The sequence below is a fragment of the Marinobacter sp. LQ44 genome (assembly GCF_001447155.2).
Taxonomy (GTDB): Bacteria; Pseudomonadota; Gammaproteobacteria; order Pseudomonadales; family Oleiphilaceae; genus Marinobacter.
In genome coordinates, this window is sequence record NZ_CP014754.1 from 2,192,907 (window position 1) to 2,209,795 (window position 16,889).

Below are 16,889 nucleotides of genomic sequence, written 5' to 3' on the forward strand. Positions count from 1 at the left end.
TTGAATAAACCAATACGCTGTTATAGCCAAGACACGATCACCGGCTGGATGTTACACAGCCCCTGAACTATTATTTTTGAGCATTCGCTACAGAATACCGGAACTTTTGCCGATTCCGAAACACTATACAAAGACAAACAGCCATACTGACAGCGACAAGGGACGGAAACCCATGGACACAGCGGCACGCCCTGAAGTTGAAGCATCACTGATCGACGACCTCAAACAGGGCGAGCCTAGCGCGTATCGCCGGGCAGTACGCGAATACTCACCCGGCATGCTGGCCGTTGCCCGGTTTTACCTGGACCACTCCAGCGCGGAAGAGGTTGTCCAGGACTGCTGGGTAACCGTGATCGATGCCATCCAGAAGTTTGAAGGCCGTTCTGGCCTTAAAACCTGGCTGCACCGCATCGTTGCCAACCGGTGCAAAAACAAACTGCGTTCAAGCAATCGGGAAGTGGCCACGGATTTCTCGGAAAGCCTGGAGCCAGAACTGGCCGACCGCTTCAATGCCAGAGGCCGTTGGGACCTGCCTCCAAAACTTCAGTTCCATGAATCAGCAGACAGCCTGATGGAAAATGGCGCCCTCAGCGATTGCCTGGACAAACACCTGTCTGCGCTGCCGGAAACCCAGCGTTCTGCTCTGATGCTATACGAAGCTCACCAGCATAAATCCGATGACGTCTGTAACATTCTGGATGTCAGTGCCTCTAACCTTCGTGTACTGTTACACCGTGCGAGGCAGAAGATCTTTCTCATGGTGGAGACCTTCCAGGAGACGGGCGAATGTTAATGTGCAGGGACCTGGCCGAAATTGCCAGTGACTACATTGATGGCGAACTCAGCGGCCGGCAGAACCTGTCTGTGAAAATGCACCTGATGATGTGCAAGGACTGCCGGACGTTTATTGGCAACCTGCGAGCAAGCAGTAATCTGTTGAGTGCGCACTCTTCGGGGCGCGCAGACGAGGAATTCCTTCGCCGGATTGATGAGCGGGTTTCCGAGGCTCTGAAGACTCAAGCCAAAGGCCCAAATGACTCGAACGACACGCCTCAATCATAGTGATATCCTGAGTTTCACTGATGCGACACGCTCATGCTTGAGTAATCAGCCCCGTTACGCCAGAGCTAACCCGCCACTTCCTTGAAGGTTGTTCAATGACTCTCAGAATCACAATTCTGGTCGTGGTTCTTGTTGCGCTGGCAGCATCCTGGTGGTTGTTACAGAACCTGGGCATGCCAACGAACCTTTCTCCGGATGTGCTGTCCGCCTGGCTTGGTAGCCAAGGCGCAATCGGTCCTCTACTGCTGATCATGTTGATGATCATCGCGGTGGTGGTGGGCCCCATCCCAACCCTACCTGTCAGCGCAACGGCCGGACTTGCCTTCGGCGTTGTGTGGGGTACAGCGATTGCGGCGACCGGCGCGCTGGTTGGCGCCATGGCGGCCTTCTGGATTGCCCGAAACCTTGGCCGCGATGCCATCTGCAAACGGTTCCCCGACAACCCCGTGCTGGCTCAGGATGGGTCTCAGCGTTTTCTGACCATCGCAATTCTGCTGACCCGGCTGATTCCTGTATTTTCCTTTGCCCTGATCAGCTATGCCGCCGGCGTTACTGCCATTAAAGCCTGGCGTTTCGCCGTCGCGACTCTACTGGGCATGCTCCCAATGACAGTGGTCTTCGCCGGGCTGGGGAACACCTTCAGGCTAAACCCCATGCTGACCGTGCTGGCCGGCGCTGCAATTCTGGCCGCCATGGTATGGTTACCCTGGTCGATCAGCCGACGCCCCGGCTCAAGGCTGGCCCGTTGGCTGCAACTAAATCAATAACGACAAAAGGGTGGGCCAGCCTCACCAGACCTACTTCTCGAATATCAGCGCTTCGGGGCTCGCCCCCAATTCCTCAAGTGAGGCTATGATGGCCTTGTTGAACGGATCGGGGCCGCACACGTAGAAAGGCTTGCCGAAATCTTTGATGTGAGACTTCAAAAACGCCTTATCGATAACTCCATCCAGAAAAACGTGTTCACTGGAGGGCTTTTCCTGCGTAATGACGTTGGTGAACTGATCACCCAGAATAGTCTCGAACTCCTCTTTCAGAATTATGTCCCGCTCAGTCTTGTTGGAAAAGAGCAACTGGTTATTCCCGATCTGGCCCTTGCGATGCAGGTCACGCAGAATCGCGATAAACGGCGTCACCCCTGCTCCGCCAGCCAGGAACACACCCTCGCCCTTGTACTCGACGGTCCCCCAAGGGTCGCCGATAATCAGGTTGTCGCCCGCACTGAGCTGCCCGATCTGGTCGGTCACGCCTTCGTGGTCCGGATAGATCTTGATGACAAATTCCAGAAAGGGATCTGTGTCGAGGGAGGTGAATGTAAAAGGCCGTCCCTCCTCCCGCCAACCCTCGCAATCAACGGCAACCTCGGTAGCTTGGCCTGGCGTAAAGGCGTATCCCTCCGGTTTTTCGAGCCGAATCTGCAGGACGTCATGGGTAACGTTTCGAATATCCTTGATTGCCAGCGTGTAACTCATGGTTCACCTCGTGCTTGGTGTTTAACGGAGGGAGCGCGCACGGATAGACACTTCAAGACTTGCAAAACGCCCAGCTCTGCATGCCAATCGGTAGCAGCCATAGTGGTGCGTTACGCAGCGGTGGCCATCCGGCCCCTGACATTCATATACGTTCATTAGTAGTTGTTTGTGCGACTGGCATAGATTTCAACTGTGCAGCGGCAACATCCGTACTCACCTCGGCGTCTCGGACCGGCTCAGATCACGCCCTCTTCCATTCAAACTTTTTGAAAGGCTCATCGACCGGTGTTTTCGCAATGTGATTGATGTAGTTACTCATGATTTTCTGAGACAACGTCATGATCACTTCCAGAACGTGCCGGTTATCGTAACCTGCCTCGAAAAACGCGGTTAGGTCATCTTCGCTCAGATTGCCTTGCTTGCGCATGACCGCCAGGGTGAAATCACGCAGCGCTTCCAGTTTGTCGTTCGGAAGTGGGGTCTCGTCACGCAGAGCATTGGTGATGTCGTCAGACACTTCCATCATCTTCGCGATCCCGGTATGAGCGGGGACACAGTAGTGGCAAGCGTTCTCAACGTTGATGGTCTGCCAGACCACAGTTTTTTCATCGTTGGTGAAACTGCTGTCCAGTACCAGCTGATGCAGTTTCTGGTAGGCCTCAAGCACTTGCGGCGATTCCGCCATGACCGCATGCAGGCCGGGAATCATACCGAAGTTCTTTTGGGAATTTTCCAGGAACGGCTTGGCTTCCTCGGGAGCGGACTGGGCATCGTGTAATTTGAAATCTGCCATTGCGGTACTCCAATCAAGTTTATGAATGATCGCTCAACAATTAAAGCCTATCTGTTTTTGAGCAGTCACTCAAGTTATAATTGAGTGAACATTCAAAGCTCACACGAAGGCGGTGTTGTTATGCCAAGACCTCCAAGCTACGACCGGGATACAGCCCTGGCCAAGGCCGTCAGTCTGTTCTGGCACAAGGGCTATCACGGCAGCTCGATGAAGCAGATTGAACAGGCGTTGGATATGCGCCCCGGCAGCATCTACGCCACGTTTGGTAGCAAAGACGGCCTGTTTTCCGAAGCTCTGGCCAATTACGCAGAGCAGGGCGGAGCCGACCTTTCAGAACACATGGCGGGTTATGACAGCATCGTTGAAGGGTTGCAGGCGTATTTGCGGCAAATCGCCGGCAGTTGCGCGGGCGTTGACTGCGCCCCCGCCCGCGCCTGCCTGATCGTGAAAACCCTGCTGGAAGCCAGCAACACCAACCCGGCACTGTATTCACAGGCCCAGAGTGTGCTGGCCGCCATTGAAACGTCCTTTGCTGAGCTGCTGGAAAGTGCAAAAAATCAGGGAGAAATTGCCGCCAAGACCGATTGCCGGCGGCTGGCAAGGCTGCTTCAGAGTCAGATTATGGGGCTGCGCTCCATGGCTGAACGCAACCTGTCGGCCACTGAGCTGGAACACCTGGGCGACGACATGGCGGCAATTCTAGAGGTCTACAAGGTACAGAACTGAACTCCAGCCAGGTGTCCTCTGCCAAGTTGAAGCTCCTTACCCCCCGTTCAATCAGCCGCTAGCGCACGGGGCCATTCAACTGCTCCAGAAACGCCGCGGGCAGGGCGTCGATCACCGGCCGGGCGTGACCGGCCAGTTCCGGATTGGGGTGTTCCGGTTCCCGGCTCAGGGTCACCGGCGATTCTGACCAGTGCAAAAGCTCCAGCTTGCCGTCGTCCCGCTCACCCAGCGCGGTGCAATGCTCCACCCAGTCGCCATCGTTGCAGTAGAGGCCATCTTCACTGCGCAGGAAGCCTGCCGAGTGGATGTGGCCGCAGATAAAACCGTGGTAATGACCTTTCTCTGCAGCCGTCAGCGCCGCCAGCTCGAATCGCCGGATAAAGGTTCGGGCCTTGCCGATCCGGCTTTTGATCCAGGCTGCAAGCGACCAGTAAGGCCTGCCCTGGAGCCTGCGCAAGGCATTGAACCAGCGGTTCAGGCGAAGCAACAGGCCGTGGGCGCGGTCTCCCACCAGCAGCATTAGAGGACTGCATCGCACCACCTGGTCAAACTGGTCACCGTGGCAAACCAGAAACTGACGACCGTCGGCGGTGGTGTGCACCGCCTTGTATTGCAGCTCTATGCCGGAGAAGGTTTGACCGCAGAAGCGCCGGAAAAACTCGTCGTGATTACCGGGAATGTAAACCACCCGGGTACCCGTGGCGGCGAGCTCCAGCAGCCTGTGGATAACCTGCCGATGACTGTCCGGGAAGTGAGCCCGGCGCTGCATGGCGATCAGGTCGATAATGTCGCCGACCAGGTACAGCGTCTGGCAGCGAACGTTGTTGAGGAAATCCAGCAGGTAGTCGGCCTGGCAATCGGCCGTTCCCAGATGAACATCGGAAATGAATACGCTGCGATACGCTCGCATGGTGCCTCCCGTGGTGTCAGGCCTGCCTTCGGTTTCCTGTAACAACCTTGGCAAGCTCCGGTGACACCCGGGTGACAATGGCAAGTCAGTTTTATGAAGCCGGGCGCTAAACCATCAGCCCGGCAACCGACGGCATTAACGCAGGTCCGGATTCAGGGTGTAAGTGCCGGTTACCCGGGCACTGGCCAGCACGTGCCCGGCCATGGCCTGGCGGACATCGTTGCCGTCAAATTCACCCTCCAGCCCCAGGCTTTCGACATCCAGCGCATGCACTTCGAAATGGTAGTGGTGGATGATCTCGTCGTTCCAGGGCGGGCAGGGGCCGTCATACCCGGCATAGGTGCCCGCCATATCCGGGTTGCCGGCAAGGAACTGGGTGTAATTATTCACGCCCCGAACGCCAATCGGCCCCGGTCCGTGGTCCTTGCCCTTGGGCAGCACGCCGTCACTGTCTTCGCCTTCCGGGATGCGGCCGATATTGGCGGGAATGTCTGTCAGTAGCCAGTGGAAGAAATCCACCCGGGGCAGGTCGGCGGGCACGGTTTTGCCTTCCTGGTTTACATCGTCGGCCACACTGGGCACATCCGGATCAAACATGATCACCACAAAGCTTTTGGTGCCTTCCGGTGCGCCAGACCAGACCAACTCGGGGTTTCGGTTGGGGCCAAAGCTCATGTGGTCCTGCTCGCTGAAAACCCCAAAGGCAAACTTCTCCGGGATGGGTTGTCCCTCTTCTACACCACGAACCTCTAGTTTCACGATCGTCTCTCCTGTCGAGCGGCTTTTGATTGATTCAGCCATCGCCGAATGATACGGGACCGGCCGGTGTTCCGGTTTTATCAACCACGTCAGGTCTTTGTCCAGATTAGCAAACCAGCGGCAGAAAACACGGCTTCTACGCTCAGGTGTAAGCCAAAGCACCCGCCAGGCAACACTTCTGTCCAATTGTCATCCCGGGCCGTCAACGTTAGTATAATGGCGTTAGCAGCCTACCTTTTATGCTAACAGGTCAGACTGATCAGAGCAGACAGCCAAGCGTTTTCCCGCGAGAGCGCTTGGCTCTCATCTTCTGAAGGTCTGACTGCTATGGAAAACCTGCATCACATTGTTGTCGTTGGCGGTGGCGCCGGAGGCCTGGAACTGGTCACCAGCCTGGGCAACAAACTCGGCAAAAAACACAAGGCTCGCATCTCCCTGGTTGACGCCGGCTTGACCCACGTCTGGAAACCTCTGCTGCACGAAGTGGCCTCCGGCTCACTGGACGCCAGTGCCAACGAAATCAATTACCGCGCCCACGCACGGAAACATCACTATGAATTTCAGCTGGGGCGCATGAACGGCCTTGATCGGGCGGCCAAGGAAATCATCATTGCGCCGTTTCTGGACGAAGACGGCCATGAGGTGGTGCCCGAACGTCGGATCCAATACGACACGCTGGTGATTGCTGTGGGCAGTACAGCCAATGATTTCGGCACACCCGGCGCCCAGGAACACTGCCTGTTTCTCGACAGTCTCAGGCAAGCAAGGCGGTTCCACAACCTGATGCTCAACGCGTTCCTGCGCAAGAACCACGAGGCCAATCAGGGCAAACCCCATACTCTGAACATCAGCATCATTGGTGCTGGCGCCACAGGTGTTGAGCTGGCTGCCGAGCTGCGACTGGCATCCAGAGAATTGCCGGTCTATGGCATGAACCACCTGCAGTCCTCGGATGTCTCCATCAGCGTGATCGAAGCGGCAGACCGGATTTTGCCGGCCCTGCCCGGGCGCCTGTCGGCGGCAGCCACCCGTGAGCTGGAACGCCAGAAGGTCAAAGTACTGACCGGGCAGCCGGTCAGCGAAGTGCGCGAGAACAGCCTGATCATGAAAGACGGCACCGAATTGCCATCTGAAATGACCATCTGGGCCGCGGGCATCAAGGCTCCCCCGTTTCTGGCTGAGCTCGGCGGCCTGGAAACCAATCGCAGCAATCAGCTGTTGGTGAAGCAAACCCTCGAAACCACTCGGGATACCGACATCTTTGCCTTCGGTGATTGTGCTGCCTGCCCGCAGCCGGGCTCAGAGCATACGGTGCCGCCAAGGGCCCAGGCCGCGCACCAGCAGGCAGACGCTCTGTTCAAAACCCTGTGTAATCGCCTGGAAGGCAAAGACCCAGTGGCCTTTGTCTACAATGACCATGGCTCGCTGATCAATTTCAGCCGTTACACGACCGTCGGCAACCTGATGGGCAACCTGTCTGGCCGCAGCATGTACATCGAGGGAAAGGTGGCCAGGCTGTTCTATGTATCCCTGTACCGGATGCATCAGGTTGCCCTGCACGGGTTCCTGCGCACAGGCATTATCTGGCTGATGGACAAGATAAGCCGAGCGATGCACCCTCGCCTGAAGTTGCATTAGGCAACATGCGATTTGAGTGTGGGACTGGAGCGGGCGATGGGAATCGAACCCACGTCGTAGGCTTGGGAAGCCTCTGCTCTACCATTGAGCTACGCCCGCCTGCATAATGATTGCCACAGCAATATAGGCCCGGACCAGCGTTCGGGCAAGTCCCTTTGGTCAGGAGTCTGATGGATCCCACGTTCACTCTGATTGGCGCCTTGATGCTTGTGTTCAGCATCGTTCTCAGTCCGCTTTCAAGCAGGGTCGGCATGCCGGTGCTGCTGGTTTTTCTGGCTGTCGGCATGATGATGGGCGAAGACGGACCGGGTGGCATCCAGTTCAATAACTTTGAGCTGGCGTTTCTGATCGCCAATCTGTCGCTGGCCGTTATTCTGCTGGATGGCGGCATGCGCACCCGGGTAGAAACCTTCCGGGTAGGTCTGCGGCCAGCCCTGGTACTCGCCACACTTGGCGTTGCCCTGACCGCAGGTGGCGCGGCCATCGTGGCATGGTGGGTGTTCGATTTGCATTGGATGATGGCTTTGTTGATCGGAGCCATTATTTCCTCAACCGACGCAGCCGCTGTGTTTTCCCTGCTGCAGGGCCGGGGCCTGCACCTGAACGAGCGGGTCAGTGCCACCCTTGAGATCGAGTCTGGCAGTAACGACCCGATGGCCATTTTCCTCACCCTGATGCTGGTGACCTTGATAGGCCAACATGAGCAGGGGTCCATACTCTCCGGCCTGACCATGCTGGTACAGCAGTTCGGCATCGGCGCTGCAGCTGGCGTTCTGGGTGGCTTTCTGGTGGTGGAGCTGGCTAATCGGATGCGTCTGACCCCCGCACTGTACCCCCTGCTGGTGGGTGCGGCCGGCATTTCGGTGTTTTCTGCCACCAACGCTGTCGGTGGCAGCGGATTCCTCGCCATTTACCTGTGCGGTGTGGTCATTGGAAACCGCCATGTCCGGATGATGCCGATGATTCTTCAGGTGCACGACGGCATGGCCTGGCTGGCACAGCTCTGTCTGTTCCTGATGCTGGGTCTTCTGGTGAACCCCTCAGACCTGATCCCCCTGGCAGGTGCCGGTTTGATTCTGGCCCTGGCGCTTATCTTTGTTATTCGGCCATTAACCGTGCTGATCACGCTCTGGCCTTTCGGCTTCAACCGGCGGGAGCTGGGCTTTATCAGTTGGGTGGGCCTGCGCGGTGCGGTGCCGATCGTACTGGCGCTGTTCCCGATCATTGCCGACCTGCCGGACGCGCAACTGGTGTTCCATGCAGCATTCTTTATCGTTCTGGTGTCGCTGATCGTTCAGGGCACCACCATGGCCCCTCTCGCCCGCAGGTTGCGGCTTGAAGTTCCCGCCGGCGAAGATCCCTACCGGCGGCTGCCACTGGATGCGCCCGCCGCCGGCGACCATGAGCTGATGCTGTTTCCACTCCGAGGCAAGAGTTGGGATAAGCCCAGAGCCCTTGGCCAACTGCGCCTGCCGGACAACACCGCCGTGGCCGGCGTATTTCGCGACCGCAAGTGCCTGCAGCCCACCAAGGATCTCGAAGTAACCGCCGGCGATATGTTGGCCATGTTCGCCACGCCGTCGGTTCTGCCTGATCTCGGCAAGGCACTGAGCGGGCGACAAGCCCCGAAACATCTGGCAGAGCGTGCGTTCTTTGGTGACTTCGTGCTCAACGGTGACGCCCTGCTGGGCGATGTTGAGCAGGTCTATGGTATTGAATTTGACGAGCTGCCTCCGGAATTATCGCTGGCCGAGTGTTTTGCCAAACGCACCAAAGGGCATCCCGTGGTTGGTGACACCGTCATATTGGGGCCAGTAACGCTGGTGGCTCGAGCCACCGAAGCCGATCGGGTAACCAAGGTTGGCCTGAAAATGGATGCGTGACGCTCGTCCGGTTCGTGCAGGAAAACCAAAAACCGTAACAAAACCCCTTATCAATCCTCGTGCTGGCTATGCTATAAACACACGTGAACAAAGTTTAACCATTCAGCGACGTGTGCTTGCATCATGATCTTCAGAGTTTTTCTATCACTGTTAGTTGTCTTATTGCCTGCCATGGCCAGTAGCTCGGAGCTGCTGGCCCGAGCGGACACCCGCATGGCTATGCCTGGCAGCGAACCTACGCTGGAAGAGCACCTGAACATCACCAAGGTTCTGGTTCACAAAAGTGAGCGCAGGCTTTATCTGTTGAGCGGCGAGCATGAGGTGCGCAGCTATCGTATTTCTCTCGGCGGCAATCCGTTGGGACACAAGCTGTATGAGGGCGACAAACGCACGCCGGAAGGGGATTACATTCTGGATTGGCGTAATGCCAACAGCGATTTCTACAAATCCATCCACATCTCCTACCCCAATGCCCGTGACCGGGAGTTGGCTGAGGCCTGGGGCCTTGATCCCGGCGGCAGCATTATGATCCACGGCCTGCCCAACGACGCCGGCGATCTGGCTTTCGCCTACACGGGACTGGACTGGACCGAAGGCTGTATCGCGGTCACCAATGAAGAAATGGATGAGATCTGGGCGCTGGTCGATAACGGCACCCCCATTCGGATTCTTCCCTGAGCGCAGAACCCATCCCGTTCATGACGGAAGTATTAAGTTGTTGTCATAGCCTAAGAAAATTTACGTATCCTTAGTTAACATTTTGTCTCTGAGTGTTTTACACTGTTTGACGACTCCGGTAGTCAACGCCTATCGGGCTTAGCTGACAGGAAGTCGTCTTAATGACTTCTGGATCACAGGAAATAAAACGACCAATAAGGGGATTTACCATGCGTAAACTGACGATCGCCGGGTTTGCAATGGCCGCTGCTCTGACTGCAGGTTGTGCCACTACCGAGCAGGCTGCCATCGACGAAGCCAATGCAACTGCAAGCTCCGCCGAGCAAACTGCTAACAACGCTCTGAATACTGCTAACAGCGCTGCCAGCGCCGCTCGCACTGCTCAGCAGACTGCTGAAGAAGCCCTGGCTGCTGCCCGTGCCGCTCAGAAGTCCGCTGACGAAGCGAACGAGCGCGCCAAGCGCATGCTCGAGCGTGCCAGCCAGAAGTAAGGCTGCCGTTTAGCAAAAAAGGCCGGTTCAACCGGCCTTTTTTGTGCGCGCTTGAAAGCCCGGGAGCTACTGCTCCTACTTGCCAGGCGCTTTATTGCCCGACTGATTATCCAAAAAGTTCTTGATCATATCCATCGGCAGCGGGAACACGATGGTGGAGGAGTTATTGTTGCTCATGTCCGCCAGTGTCTGCAGGTAACGTAACTGCATGGCTCCGGAGTTGGCCGACATGACTTCTGCAGCCTCTACCAGCTTCTTGGATGCCTGCAATTCACCCTCGGCGTGAATGATCTTGGCGCGACGCTCGCGCTCTGCCTCTGCCTGGCGGGCAATCGCACGAATCATCGACTCATTCAGGTCAACGTGTTTGATTTCCACATTGGCTACCTTGATACCCCAATCCTCGGTCTGGGAATCAATGATTTCCTGAATGTCCGAATTGAGCTTATCCCGTTCAGACAACATTTCGTCCAAATCGTGTTTGCCGAGCACAGAGCGCAAGGTTGTTTGTGCCAACTGACTGGTCGCAGCGCCATAGTCCTCCACCCGGATAATCGCCTTCTCGGGATCAACCACGCGGAAGTACAACACCGCATTCACTCTGACCGTCACGTTGTCCTTGGAAATCACATCCTGGCTTGGGACATCCAGGGTGATCACCCGCAGATCCACCCGGACAATCTGCTGAATACCGGGGATAACGATAATCAGGCCGGGGCCTTTGACGCCCTGAAAGCGGCCCAGGAAAAACACCACACCGCGCTCGTATTCCGGCAGGATCTTGATGGCGGAACCGAGAATCAGAAGCAGCACCACAGTCGGTGCGATATAGGGAATAATGTCACCCAGGTTCATACGGCCTCCTTGATTTGCCGTTGGTTAGTACGAGTTGCTCGTTCAATGACCTTGATCAGAATCGGGCCTGGCTTCAACCAGAAGGGTCAGCCCCTCCATACCATTTACCTGCACCTGCGTGCCCTTGGTGATCTGATGCGGGCAACGGGCATTCCAGCGCTCCCCGCTGACTCGGACATGGCCCTTATAGCCCTCGTAAGAGGACTCAAAGTCATCCAGTGCCACGCCCTTTTCTTCTGCCATATGTTCACTGCCACTGACCGGTGTGCGGCGTCGCAAACCGATGAAGCGGGTAACCGTCCAGAGAATAAATCCTCCCGCCACAACCGCCGTGCCGCCGACGGTGGGTAACGAAATATCCGTGTGGCTGCCATCCATCAGAATCACCGATCCCGTGACAAAGGCGACTATGCCACCGACACCGAGAATGCCGAAACTGGGCATGAAGGCTTCCCCCACGATGAACGCCAGCCCCAACAGAATCAAGGCAAGGCCGGCGTAATTTACCGACAACACCTGAAAGGCGAACAACGCGAGTATCAAACAGATAGCACCGATCACCCCGGGGAACACGGCGCCGGGATTCGACAGCTCAAAAATGATGCCGTAGAAACCGATGATCATCAGAAAATAGGCAACGTTTGGATCGGTGATCACCGACAGCAAGCGGGTGCGCCAGTCCGGCTCTGAGCGGACCAGTTCCAGGTCCGCTGTAACCAGCTCCCGCTCACCTGTGGCCATCTGAACGGTGCGACCGTCAATGGCCTCCAGCAATTCCCGGAGATTGGGCGCTACCACATCGATGACATTCATCTCCAGCGCCTCGGTTGCGCCCAGGTTAACCGCTTCGCGGACCGCCTCTTCCGCCCAGTCGGCATTCCGACCATGGCGCTCGGCCAAGCCACGAATGTAGCTGACGGCATCCTCCAGAACCTTACGTTCCATGGCCGTGTCGCCCCGGCGTTTCTGTGGTTCGGCAGCCGAGTCGTCGGCACTGGTCTCTGAGGCTTCGTCATCCCCGGCGGGCTGCTCAGGTTCCTGCTCTGGCGAGCCTGGCAAGCCACCCATCTGTACCGGTGTTGCCGAACCCAGGTTAGTCGCAGGGGCCATAGCGGCAATGTGGCTGCCGTAAAGGATAAAGGTGCCGGCACTGGCGGCGCGGGCGCCCTGAGGGGAGACATAGGTTGCCACCGGCACTTCGGAGGCCAAGATGGTTTTGATGATTTCCCGCATGGAATCCATCAGGCCACCCGGCGTATCCATTTCCAGAATGACCAGGCCAGCATTCTCCTGCTCGGCCCGCCTGATGCCCCGGGTGACATAATCCATGGTCGCCGGGCCGATTGCACCCTCAACCGTCAAGACCAGTGCGGTTCTCGGCGTGTCCTGCTGGGCAATCGCCTGCCAGGAAGCCCCGATCAGCCCCAGCAGCCCTCCCACGAAAAAAATCAGGGACCAGAAGGGCAAGCGAAGGTTCTGACGTTGCATCGGGTTTGGCTTCATGACGATCTCCCAGGCAGAGTGATCAGAATATTCGGGCCAGCACGGACTCCGGCAGTCGCCTCAGTATGAAACCTATGGGCGTCCAGGGCCAACCTGGCACAAAACGTTCGGCCTTGCCGGACTCAATGGCGCGAACCATGGCCCGACATCCGGTCTTCGCGTCCACAATGAAAGGCGTGTTCTTGACCTTTTCGTTGATCTCAGTCCGGATATACCCTGGGTAGAGTGTGGTCACGCGAATGGGAGACCGCCGCTTTTTCAGTTCGACACGCAAACCCTCGCAAAGTGCCGCCAATCCGGCCTTGGTCGCCGCATAGGTGGTGACGTTGCCAGGCATCCCCCGAACAGCCGTTACCGAAGATACGGCAACCAGGTGACCATGGTTCTGTGCCCGGAAAATCTCCATGGCGGCTTCGATCTGGGCCAGGGCGGCGACAAAATTGGTTTCGGCCGTCTGACTGTTTGCATCAAAACGCCCGGTTCCCAGGGGCTGCCCTTTACCAATACCGGCATTGACGATGACTCTGTCGAGCTGACCAAACTCCTCCCGGAACGACTGAAAAACCTCGGCCACTTGTGCGTGATCATTCACATCCAGGGCCCGCACACTGATCTTCACCCCCGGATGGGCACCCTCCAGCTCGGTCCGGAGCTGATCCAGCCGCTCGGTACGACGGGCACACAGGGCAAGATAATCGCCCCTGGCAGCAAACTCCCGGGCCATGCCTTCACCCAGTCCGGAACTGGCCCCGGTAATCAGTATAGTACGACTCATGAACACTCCTGCCGTTTGGTTATTATTGGTTGTGGCGCCGGGGTCAAAAGTACAGCTTTTGCTCCGGCTCTGCTGGCTCTTCCGGATTGCTTTCCGTCTGCCCCTTGTCAGAGGCCACCCGGGTCAGTCGCTCACCAACCATGGTGGGAATGCCATCGGCCTGATCCACCACCAGTTCGATGGACCGGCGCTGAACTTCCACGTCCGGATGTTGCTGGCGGAAGGCTTCCAGTTTTTCCAGTGTCACGCGCCACAGCTGTTCGCGGTCCTCAGGCGAGTAGTCCTCATGGGGCCGGTGCACTTCAAGCCACACCTCGCCGCCAGACAAGCCAAGCTTGACGGGTTCGCGGATAATCTGGACAGACGTGCCCTTCTGAACCTGATAGACAAACCGGGAAATGTCTTCGTTGTACATTCGGAAACAGCCGGCACTGACCGGCAGGCCGATACCGAAACGCTTGTTCGTTCCGTGGATCAGATAGCCTTTCTCGCTCAGCATCAGGGCATGAGTGCCCAGCGGATTATCCGGGCCGGGCGGGATCATACGCGGCAGATACTCTCCACGGGCTTCATAGGATGCCCGGATACTGGCCGGCGGATACCACGCAGGCGATTCCAGTGGCATGGTTACCTTGGCGTCGGTCAGCGGTGACGGATTCTCTTCGCGCCCGATGCCCACCGGATACACCTGAACGCCACCGTCGGTGAAATAATAGAGCCGGTACTCAGCCAGGTTGATCACGATGCCTTCACGGCGGGCATCGGGCAGCACGTACATGCGCGGCAAGGTAATGGTCGTGCCGTCGCCTGGTAACCAGGGGTCAACACCCGGATTGGCCTTGACCAGCTCCAGATAACCCAGAGCCTCATCATGACCGATGGCAGCAAAGGTATCTTCGTAGCGGGTCGTGAAAACCTGCAACTCCCCCGCCAGATCGCCATTAAGAGCAAACGTTGGTACCCGGGGCGAACGATCGTTTTCCACCGTTGCAGTGTCTGACGGCTTTTGGCTTTGCGCGGCATTGACGGCAGACACCAGGGACATCAGGCACACCAGCAGGGCGGCACATCTTTTCAACCACATATCAACCAGTTCCCATAAACATTCATTCCGGACCTCTGCTCTGAAAGACACGGTTCAGTGTCAGGAGTTCACCAGGGTGGTCCAGACCGTTACCACCGCCAGCACTACAAACAATACGCTGGCACTGATCCTGGCGGTAGCCAGCGGCATGCGCACCATGAGCCAGCGCCCGGCCAGGATCACCGGAATATTGGCCAGCAGCATACCCACCGTCGTGCCGATGATAACCCATAACGTTTCCGTATACCTTGCCGCCAGGACCACCGTAGCCACCTGGGTTTTATCGCCGATCTCCGCCAGGAAGAACATTACCGTAGTGGCCCAGAAGGCGCCCATGCCGAGAAACCGAGATTCGGCACTGTCATCTTTATCCGGTATCAGCAACCACAGGGCGATGGCGACAAAACTCACCGCGAGAATCCAGGGCAGCCACTGGGACGGAATCCAGCTGGCCACCCACGCCCCCAGCCACGCCGAGAGCGCGTGATTGAGCACCGTTGCGACCAGAATACCAAGAATGATGGGGGTACGCTGTGCGTATCGGGCAACCAGGAAAAGAGACAGGAGCTGGGTCTTGTCGCCAATTTCAGCGATAGCGACGGCAAGGGTTGAAGCGAGAAACGCATCCATTCGAAGAGACCTCAGGGCGGAAATCGTCAGACATGAGACAGCTCACCTTCCGCCCATTGGAGGTGATCTGCCTCAGGTCTTGCCAATTCCATGATCAATCATAGAACACGGTAGCCATGGAGAATGAGCTCCAAGTATGTTGACTACCGTTCGCTGCTGTTACCCAGAAGCGAAGGCTACTCCCCCGAAGTTGGGCACATGCTAATGAATCCCGCCAGAAATGGCAACTGGCCACCTTATACCCGCATTTTCCAGACCGGTACGGCCGCCAGCGCAACGAACACCGCCACCAGCCACCAGGCCGCCTCGAACGCGGCAGCGGTAGGCACACTGCCCTGATGTTCACCGAACTCGATGGTCAGTGCCACCACATTTACCCCCAGGGCACCCCCCAGTTGACGGGCGAAATTGATGGTGCTGGACCCGGCGCCCAGTTGTTCCTTGGGCAATGGATTCAGCGCTCCGGTAGACAGGGCCGGCAACATAAAGCCGATGCCAATCCGGCCCAGCACCGCCCAGAGCGCCAGCCAGCCAAACCCGGCGTACTGGCCGGTCAGAGCAAACAGCACAGCAGACAGGGCGAACACCGCGATTCCAAACAGCACCAGGCTGCGGGCGCTGCGCTTGTCTGCCAGCCGGCCCGACAGCGGAAAAACAATACCCAGCACCACCCCGGCGGGCAGCATCAGCAGACCCGCCTCCGTCGCCGAGAAGCCCAGCGTGGTCTGCACAAACAGGGGAATCAGGTAGGTTGAGCCAAACAGCGCCAGCCCAAGCGCCATGGCGCCCAGCGTGGCGAACAGAAACACCGGTTGGCGCAAAAGTAGCAGGTTAACCAGGGGATGCTTCGCCGTGCGTTCCCGAAAGACAAAAGCGAACAAAAGGCCAAGGGCCAACGCCCATTGCATCACGATTCGCAGTTCCTGGCCTGGCCAGGCCTGCATTCGGGTCAGGGTATCCAGGGTCAGGGCGATGGTTGCCCCAAGCAACAACAAACCGGGCAGGTCAAAGGGATAAGGCGCAGGGCGGGAGCGGGGCAGCGGCAGGAACCGCCAGGCCATCCAGACACCCAGAAGGGTGACCGGTGCCGGTGCAAACATCACGTAACGCCAGTTGAACTGATCCACCAGAAACCCGCCCAGAACAGGCCCCAACGCCGGCGCCAGAATCACCCCCATGCCATAAATGCCCATGGCCTGACCACGCCTGTCTGCCGGAAAAATCCGGAACACCAGGTACATGCCCATGGGTTGCATCAACCCGGCCATGGCGCCCTGGCCTATCCTGGCGGCAATCAGCTGTTCGGGAGATTCGGCAAAGCCGCCGACAAGGGAGATGACGGTGAACACCGCCATGGCAACACCCAGGGTCAGGCGCACACCAAAACGGTCCAGCAGCCAGGCGGACGCCAGCATGGTGGTGGTCATGGCGGCGATGAATCCGGTGGCCAGCCAGTGCACCTGGCCCTGGCGAATGCCGAACTCCATCATGATGTCATGGAGCGCTACATTCACCACCGTGGCGCTGAGCACCGTGGCCATGGTGCCAAGCACAACCGTAGCAACGGCCAGCCAGCGCCAGCGTTCGCCGTAACGGGCGGTCAGGCCCTCGACAGAATTATCGCTCAAGC

At 57.7% G+C, this 16,889-nt stretch carries 18 protein-coding genes, 1 tRNA gene and 1 riboswitch; of the genes, 8 read left to right on the forward strand and 11 right to left on the reverse strand.

From position 1 onward, the window contains the following. The first annotated feature begins 172 nt into the window (after positions 1-172). From ASQ50_RS10165 to ASQ50_RS10175, 3 genes are all read left to right on the forward strand, one after another. Positions 173-793 (forward strand): RNA polymerase sigma factor, encoded by a 621-nt coding sequence (locus ASQ50_RS10165; RefSeq protein ID WP_058092867.1) that lies wholly within the window; start codon positions 173-175, stop codon positions 791-793. Continuing rightward, the gene (locus ASQ50_RS10170; protein WP_058092868.1) at positions 787-1,062 is read left to right on the forward strand and encodes a zf-HC2 domain-containing protein; all 276 of its coding nucleotides are present in this window, start codon (positions 787-789) and stop codon (positions 1,060-1,062) included. Before ASQ50_RS10165 ends, ASQ50_RS10170 begins: the two co-directional genes overlap by 7 nt. Before the next feature lie 95 nt (positions 1,063-1,157). Further along, entirely contained in the window at positions 1,158-1,829 is a 672-nt protein-coding gene (locus ASQ50_RS10175; RefSeq protein WP_058092869.1) for a TVP38/TMEM64 family protein, read from the forward strand. 30 nt (positions 1,830-1,859) lie between these two features. Here ASQ50_RS10175 and ASQ50_RS10180 read toward each other — a convergent pair whose 3' ends face one another. Together ASQ50_RS10180 and ASQ50_RS10185 are read right to left on the reverse strand one after the other, a co-directional pair. Further along, entirely contained in the window at positions 1,860-2,534 is a 675-nt protein-coding gene (locus ASQ50_RS10180) for an FAD-binding oxidoreductase (protein ID WP_058092870.1), read from the reverse strand. Between the two features lie 241 nt (positions 2,535-2,775). Continuing rightward, on the reverse strand, positions 2,776-3,327 hold the full coding sequence (locus ASQ50_RS10185) for a carboxymuconolactone decarboxylase family protein (RefSeq protein WP_058092871.1): 552 nt from the start codon (positions 3,325-3,327) through the stop codon (positions 2,776-2,778). A gap of 120 nt (positions 3,328-3,447) precedes the next feature. On the opposite strand from ASQ50_RS10185, the gene ASQ50_RS10190 reads away from it, so the two are divergent. Further along, a complete protein-coding gene (locus ASQ50_RS10190; protein WP_058092872.1) occupies positions 3,448-4,053 on the forward strand; it encodes a TetR/AcrR family transcriptional regulator in 606 nt (201 codons plus the stop codon). A 58-nt stretch (positions 4,054-4,111) separates the two neighbouring features. Here ASQ50_RS10190 and ASQ50_RS10195 read toward each other — a convergent pair whose 3' ends face one another. Further along, on the reverse strand, positions 4,112-4,963 hold the full coding sequence (locus ASQ50_RS10195) for a UDP-2,3-diacylglucosamine diphosphatase (RefSeq protein WP_058092917.1): 852 nt from the start codon (positions 4,961-4,963) through the stop codon (positions 4,112-4,114). A gap of 135 nt (positions 4,964-5,098) precedes the next feature. Continuing rightward, complete coding sequence (locus tag ASQ50_RS10200) at positions 5,099-5,722, reverse strand: YbhB/YbcL family Raf kinase inhibitor-like protein (RefSeq protein ID WP_058092873.1); 624 nt, start codon at positions 5,720-5,722, stop codon at positions 5,099-5,101. 327 nt (positions 5,723-6,049) lie between these two features. Between ASQ50_RS10200 and ASQ50_RS10205 the strand changes: the two genes are divergently transcribed. Continuing rightward, complete coding sequence (locus tag ASQ50_RS10205; RefSeq protein WP_058092874.1) at positions 6,050-7,360, forward strand: NAD(P)/FAD-dependent oxidoreductase; 1,311 nt, start codon at positions 6,050-6,052, stop codon at positions 7,358-7,360. A 25-nt stretch (positions 7,361-7,385) separates the two neighbouring features. On the opposite strand, the gene ASQ50_RS10210 is transcribed toward ASQ50_RS10205, so the two are convergent. Further along, a tRNA-Gly gene (locus tag ASQ50_RS10210) sits at positions 7,386-7,459 on the reverse strand. Between the two features lie 71 nt (positions 7,460-7,530). Between ASQ50_RS10210 and ASQ50_RS10215 the strand changes: the two genes are divergently transcribed. The 3 genes from ASQ50_RS10215 to ASQ50_RS10225 all read left to right on the forward strand — a co-directional run bounded on the left by ASQ50_RS10215 (position 7,531) and on the right by ASQ50_RS10225 (position 10,412). Next, positions 7,531-9,243, forward strand: coding sequence for a potassium/proton antiporter (locus ASQ50_RS10215; RefSeq protein ID WP_058092875.1), 1,713 nt, complete (start codon positions 7,531-7,533; stop codon positions 9,241-9,243). 123 nt (positions 9,244-9,366) lie between these two features. Further along, the gene (locus tag ASQ50_RS10220; RefSeq protein ID WP_197492728.1) at positions 9,367-9,921 is read left to right on the forward strand and encodes a L,D-transpeptidase family protein; all 555 of its coding nucleotides are present in this window, start codon (positions 9,367-9,369) and stop codon (positions 9,919-9,921) included. Positions 9,922-10,130: 209 nt separating this feature from the next. Then, positions 10,131-10,412: an Lpp/OprI family alanine-zipper lipoprotein gene (locus tag ASQ50_RS10225; protein WP_058092877.1), complete on the forward strand. Its 282-nt coding sequence runs from the start codon at positions 10,131-10,133 to the stop codon at positions 10,410-10,412. A gap of 75 nt (positions 10,413-10,487) precedes the next feature. On the opposite strand, the gene ASQ50_RS10230 is transcribed toward ASQ50_RS10225, so the two are convergent. The 6 genes from ASQ50_RS10230 to ASQ50_RS10255 form a co-directional block, all read right to left on the reverse strand. Then, the gene (locus ASQ50_RS10230) at positions 10,488-11,267 is read right to left on the reverse strand and encodes a slipin family protein (protein ID WP_058092878.1); all 780 of its coding nucleotides are present in this window, start codon (positions 11,265-11,267) and stop codon (positions 10,488-10,490) included. A gap of 42 nt (positions 11,268-11,309) precedes the next feature. Next, positions 11,310-12,770 (reverse strand): NfeD family protein, encoded by a 1,461-nt coding sequence (locus ASQ50_RS10235; protein ID WP_058092879.1) that lies wholly within the window; start codon positions 12,768-12,770, stop codon positions 11,310-11,312. 22 nt (positions 12,771-12,792) lie between these two features. After that, positions 12,793-13,545, reverse strand: coding sequence for an SDR family oxidoreductase (locus ASQ50_RS10240; RefSeq protein ID WP_058092880.1), 753 nt, complete (start codon positions 13,543-13,545; stop codon positions 12,793-12,795). A gap of 43 nt (positions 13,546-13,588) precedes the next feature. After that, positions 13,589-14,629, reverse strand: coding sequence for a L,D-transpeptidase family protein (locus ASQ50_RS10245; protein WP_058092881.1), 1,041 nt, complete (start codon positions 14,627-14,629; stop codon positions 13,589-13,591). Positions 14,630-14,689: 60 nt separating this feature from the next. Beyond that, entirely contained in the window at positions 14,690-15,259 is a 570-nt protein-coding gene (locus ASQ50_RS10250; RefSeq protein ID WP_058092882.1) for a TMEM165/GDT1 family protein, read from the reverse strand. Between the two features lie 85 nt (positions 15,260-15,344). Continuing rightward, positions 15,345-15,449: riboswitch (yybP-ykoY riboswitch) on the reverse strand. Between the two features lie 46 nt (positions 15,450-15,495). Then, entirely contained in the window at positions 15,496-16,887 is a 1,392-nt protein-coding gene (locus ASQ50_RS10255) for a DHA2 family efflux MFS transporter permease subunit (protein WP_058092883.1), read from the reverse strand. Positions 16,888-16,889 lie beyond the last annotated feature (2 nt).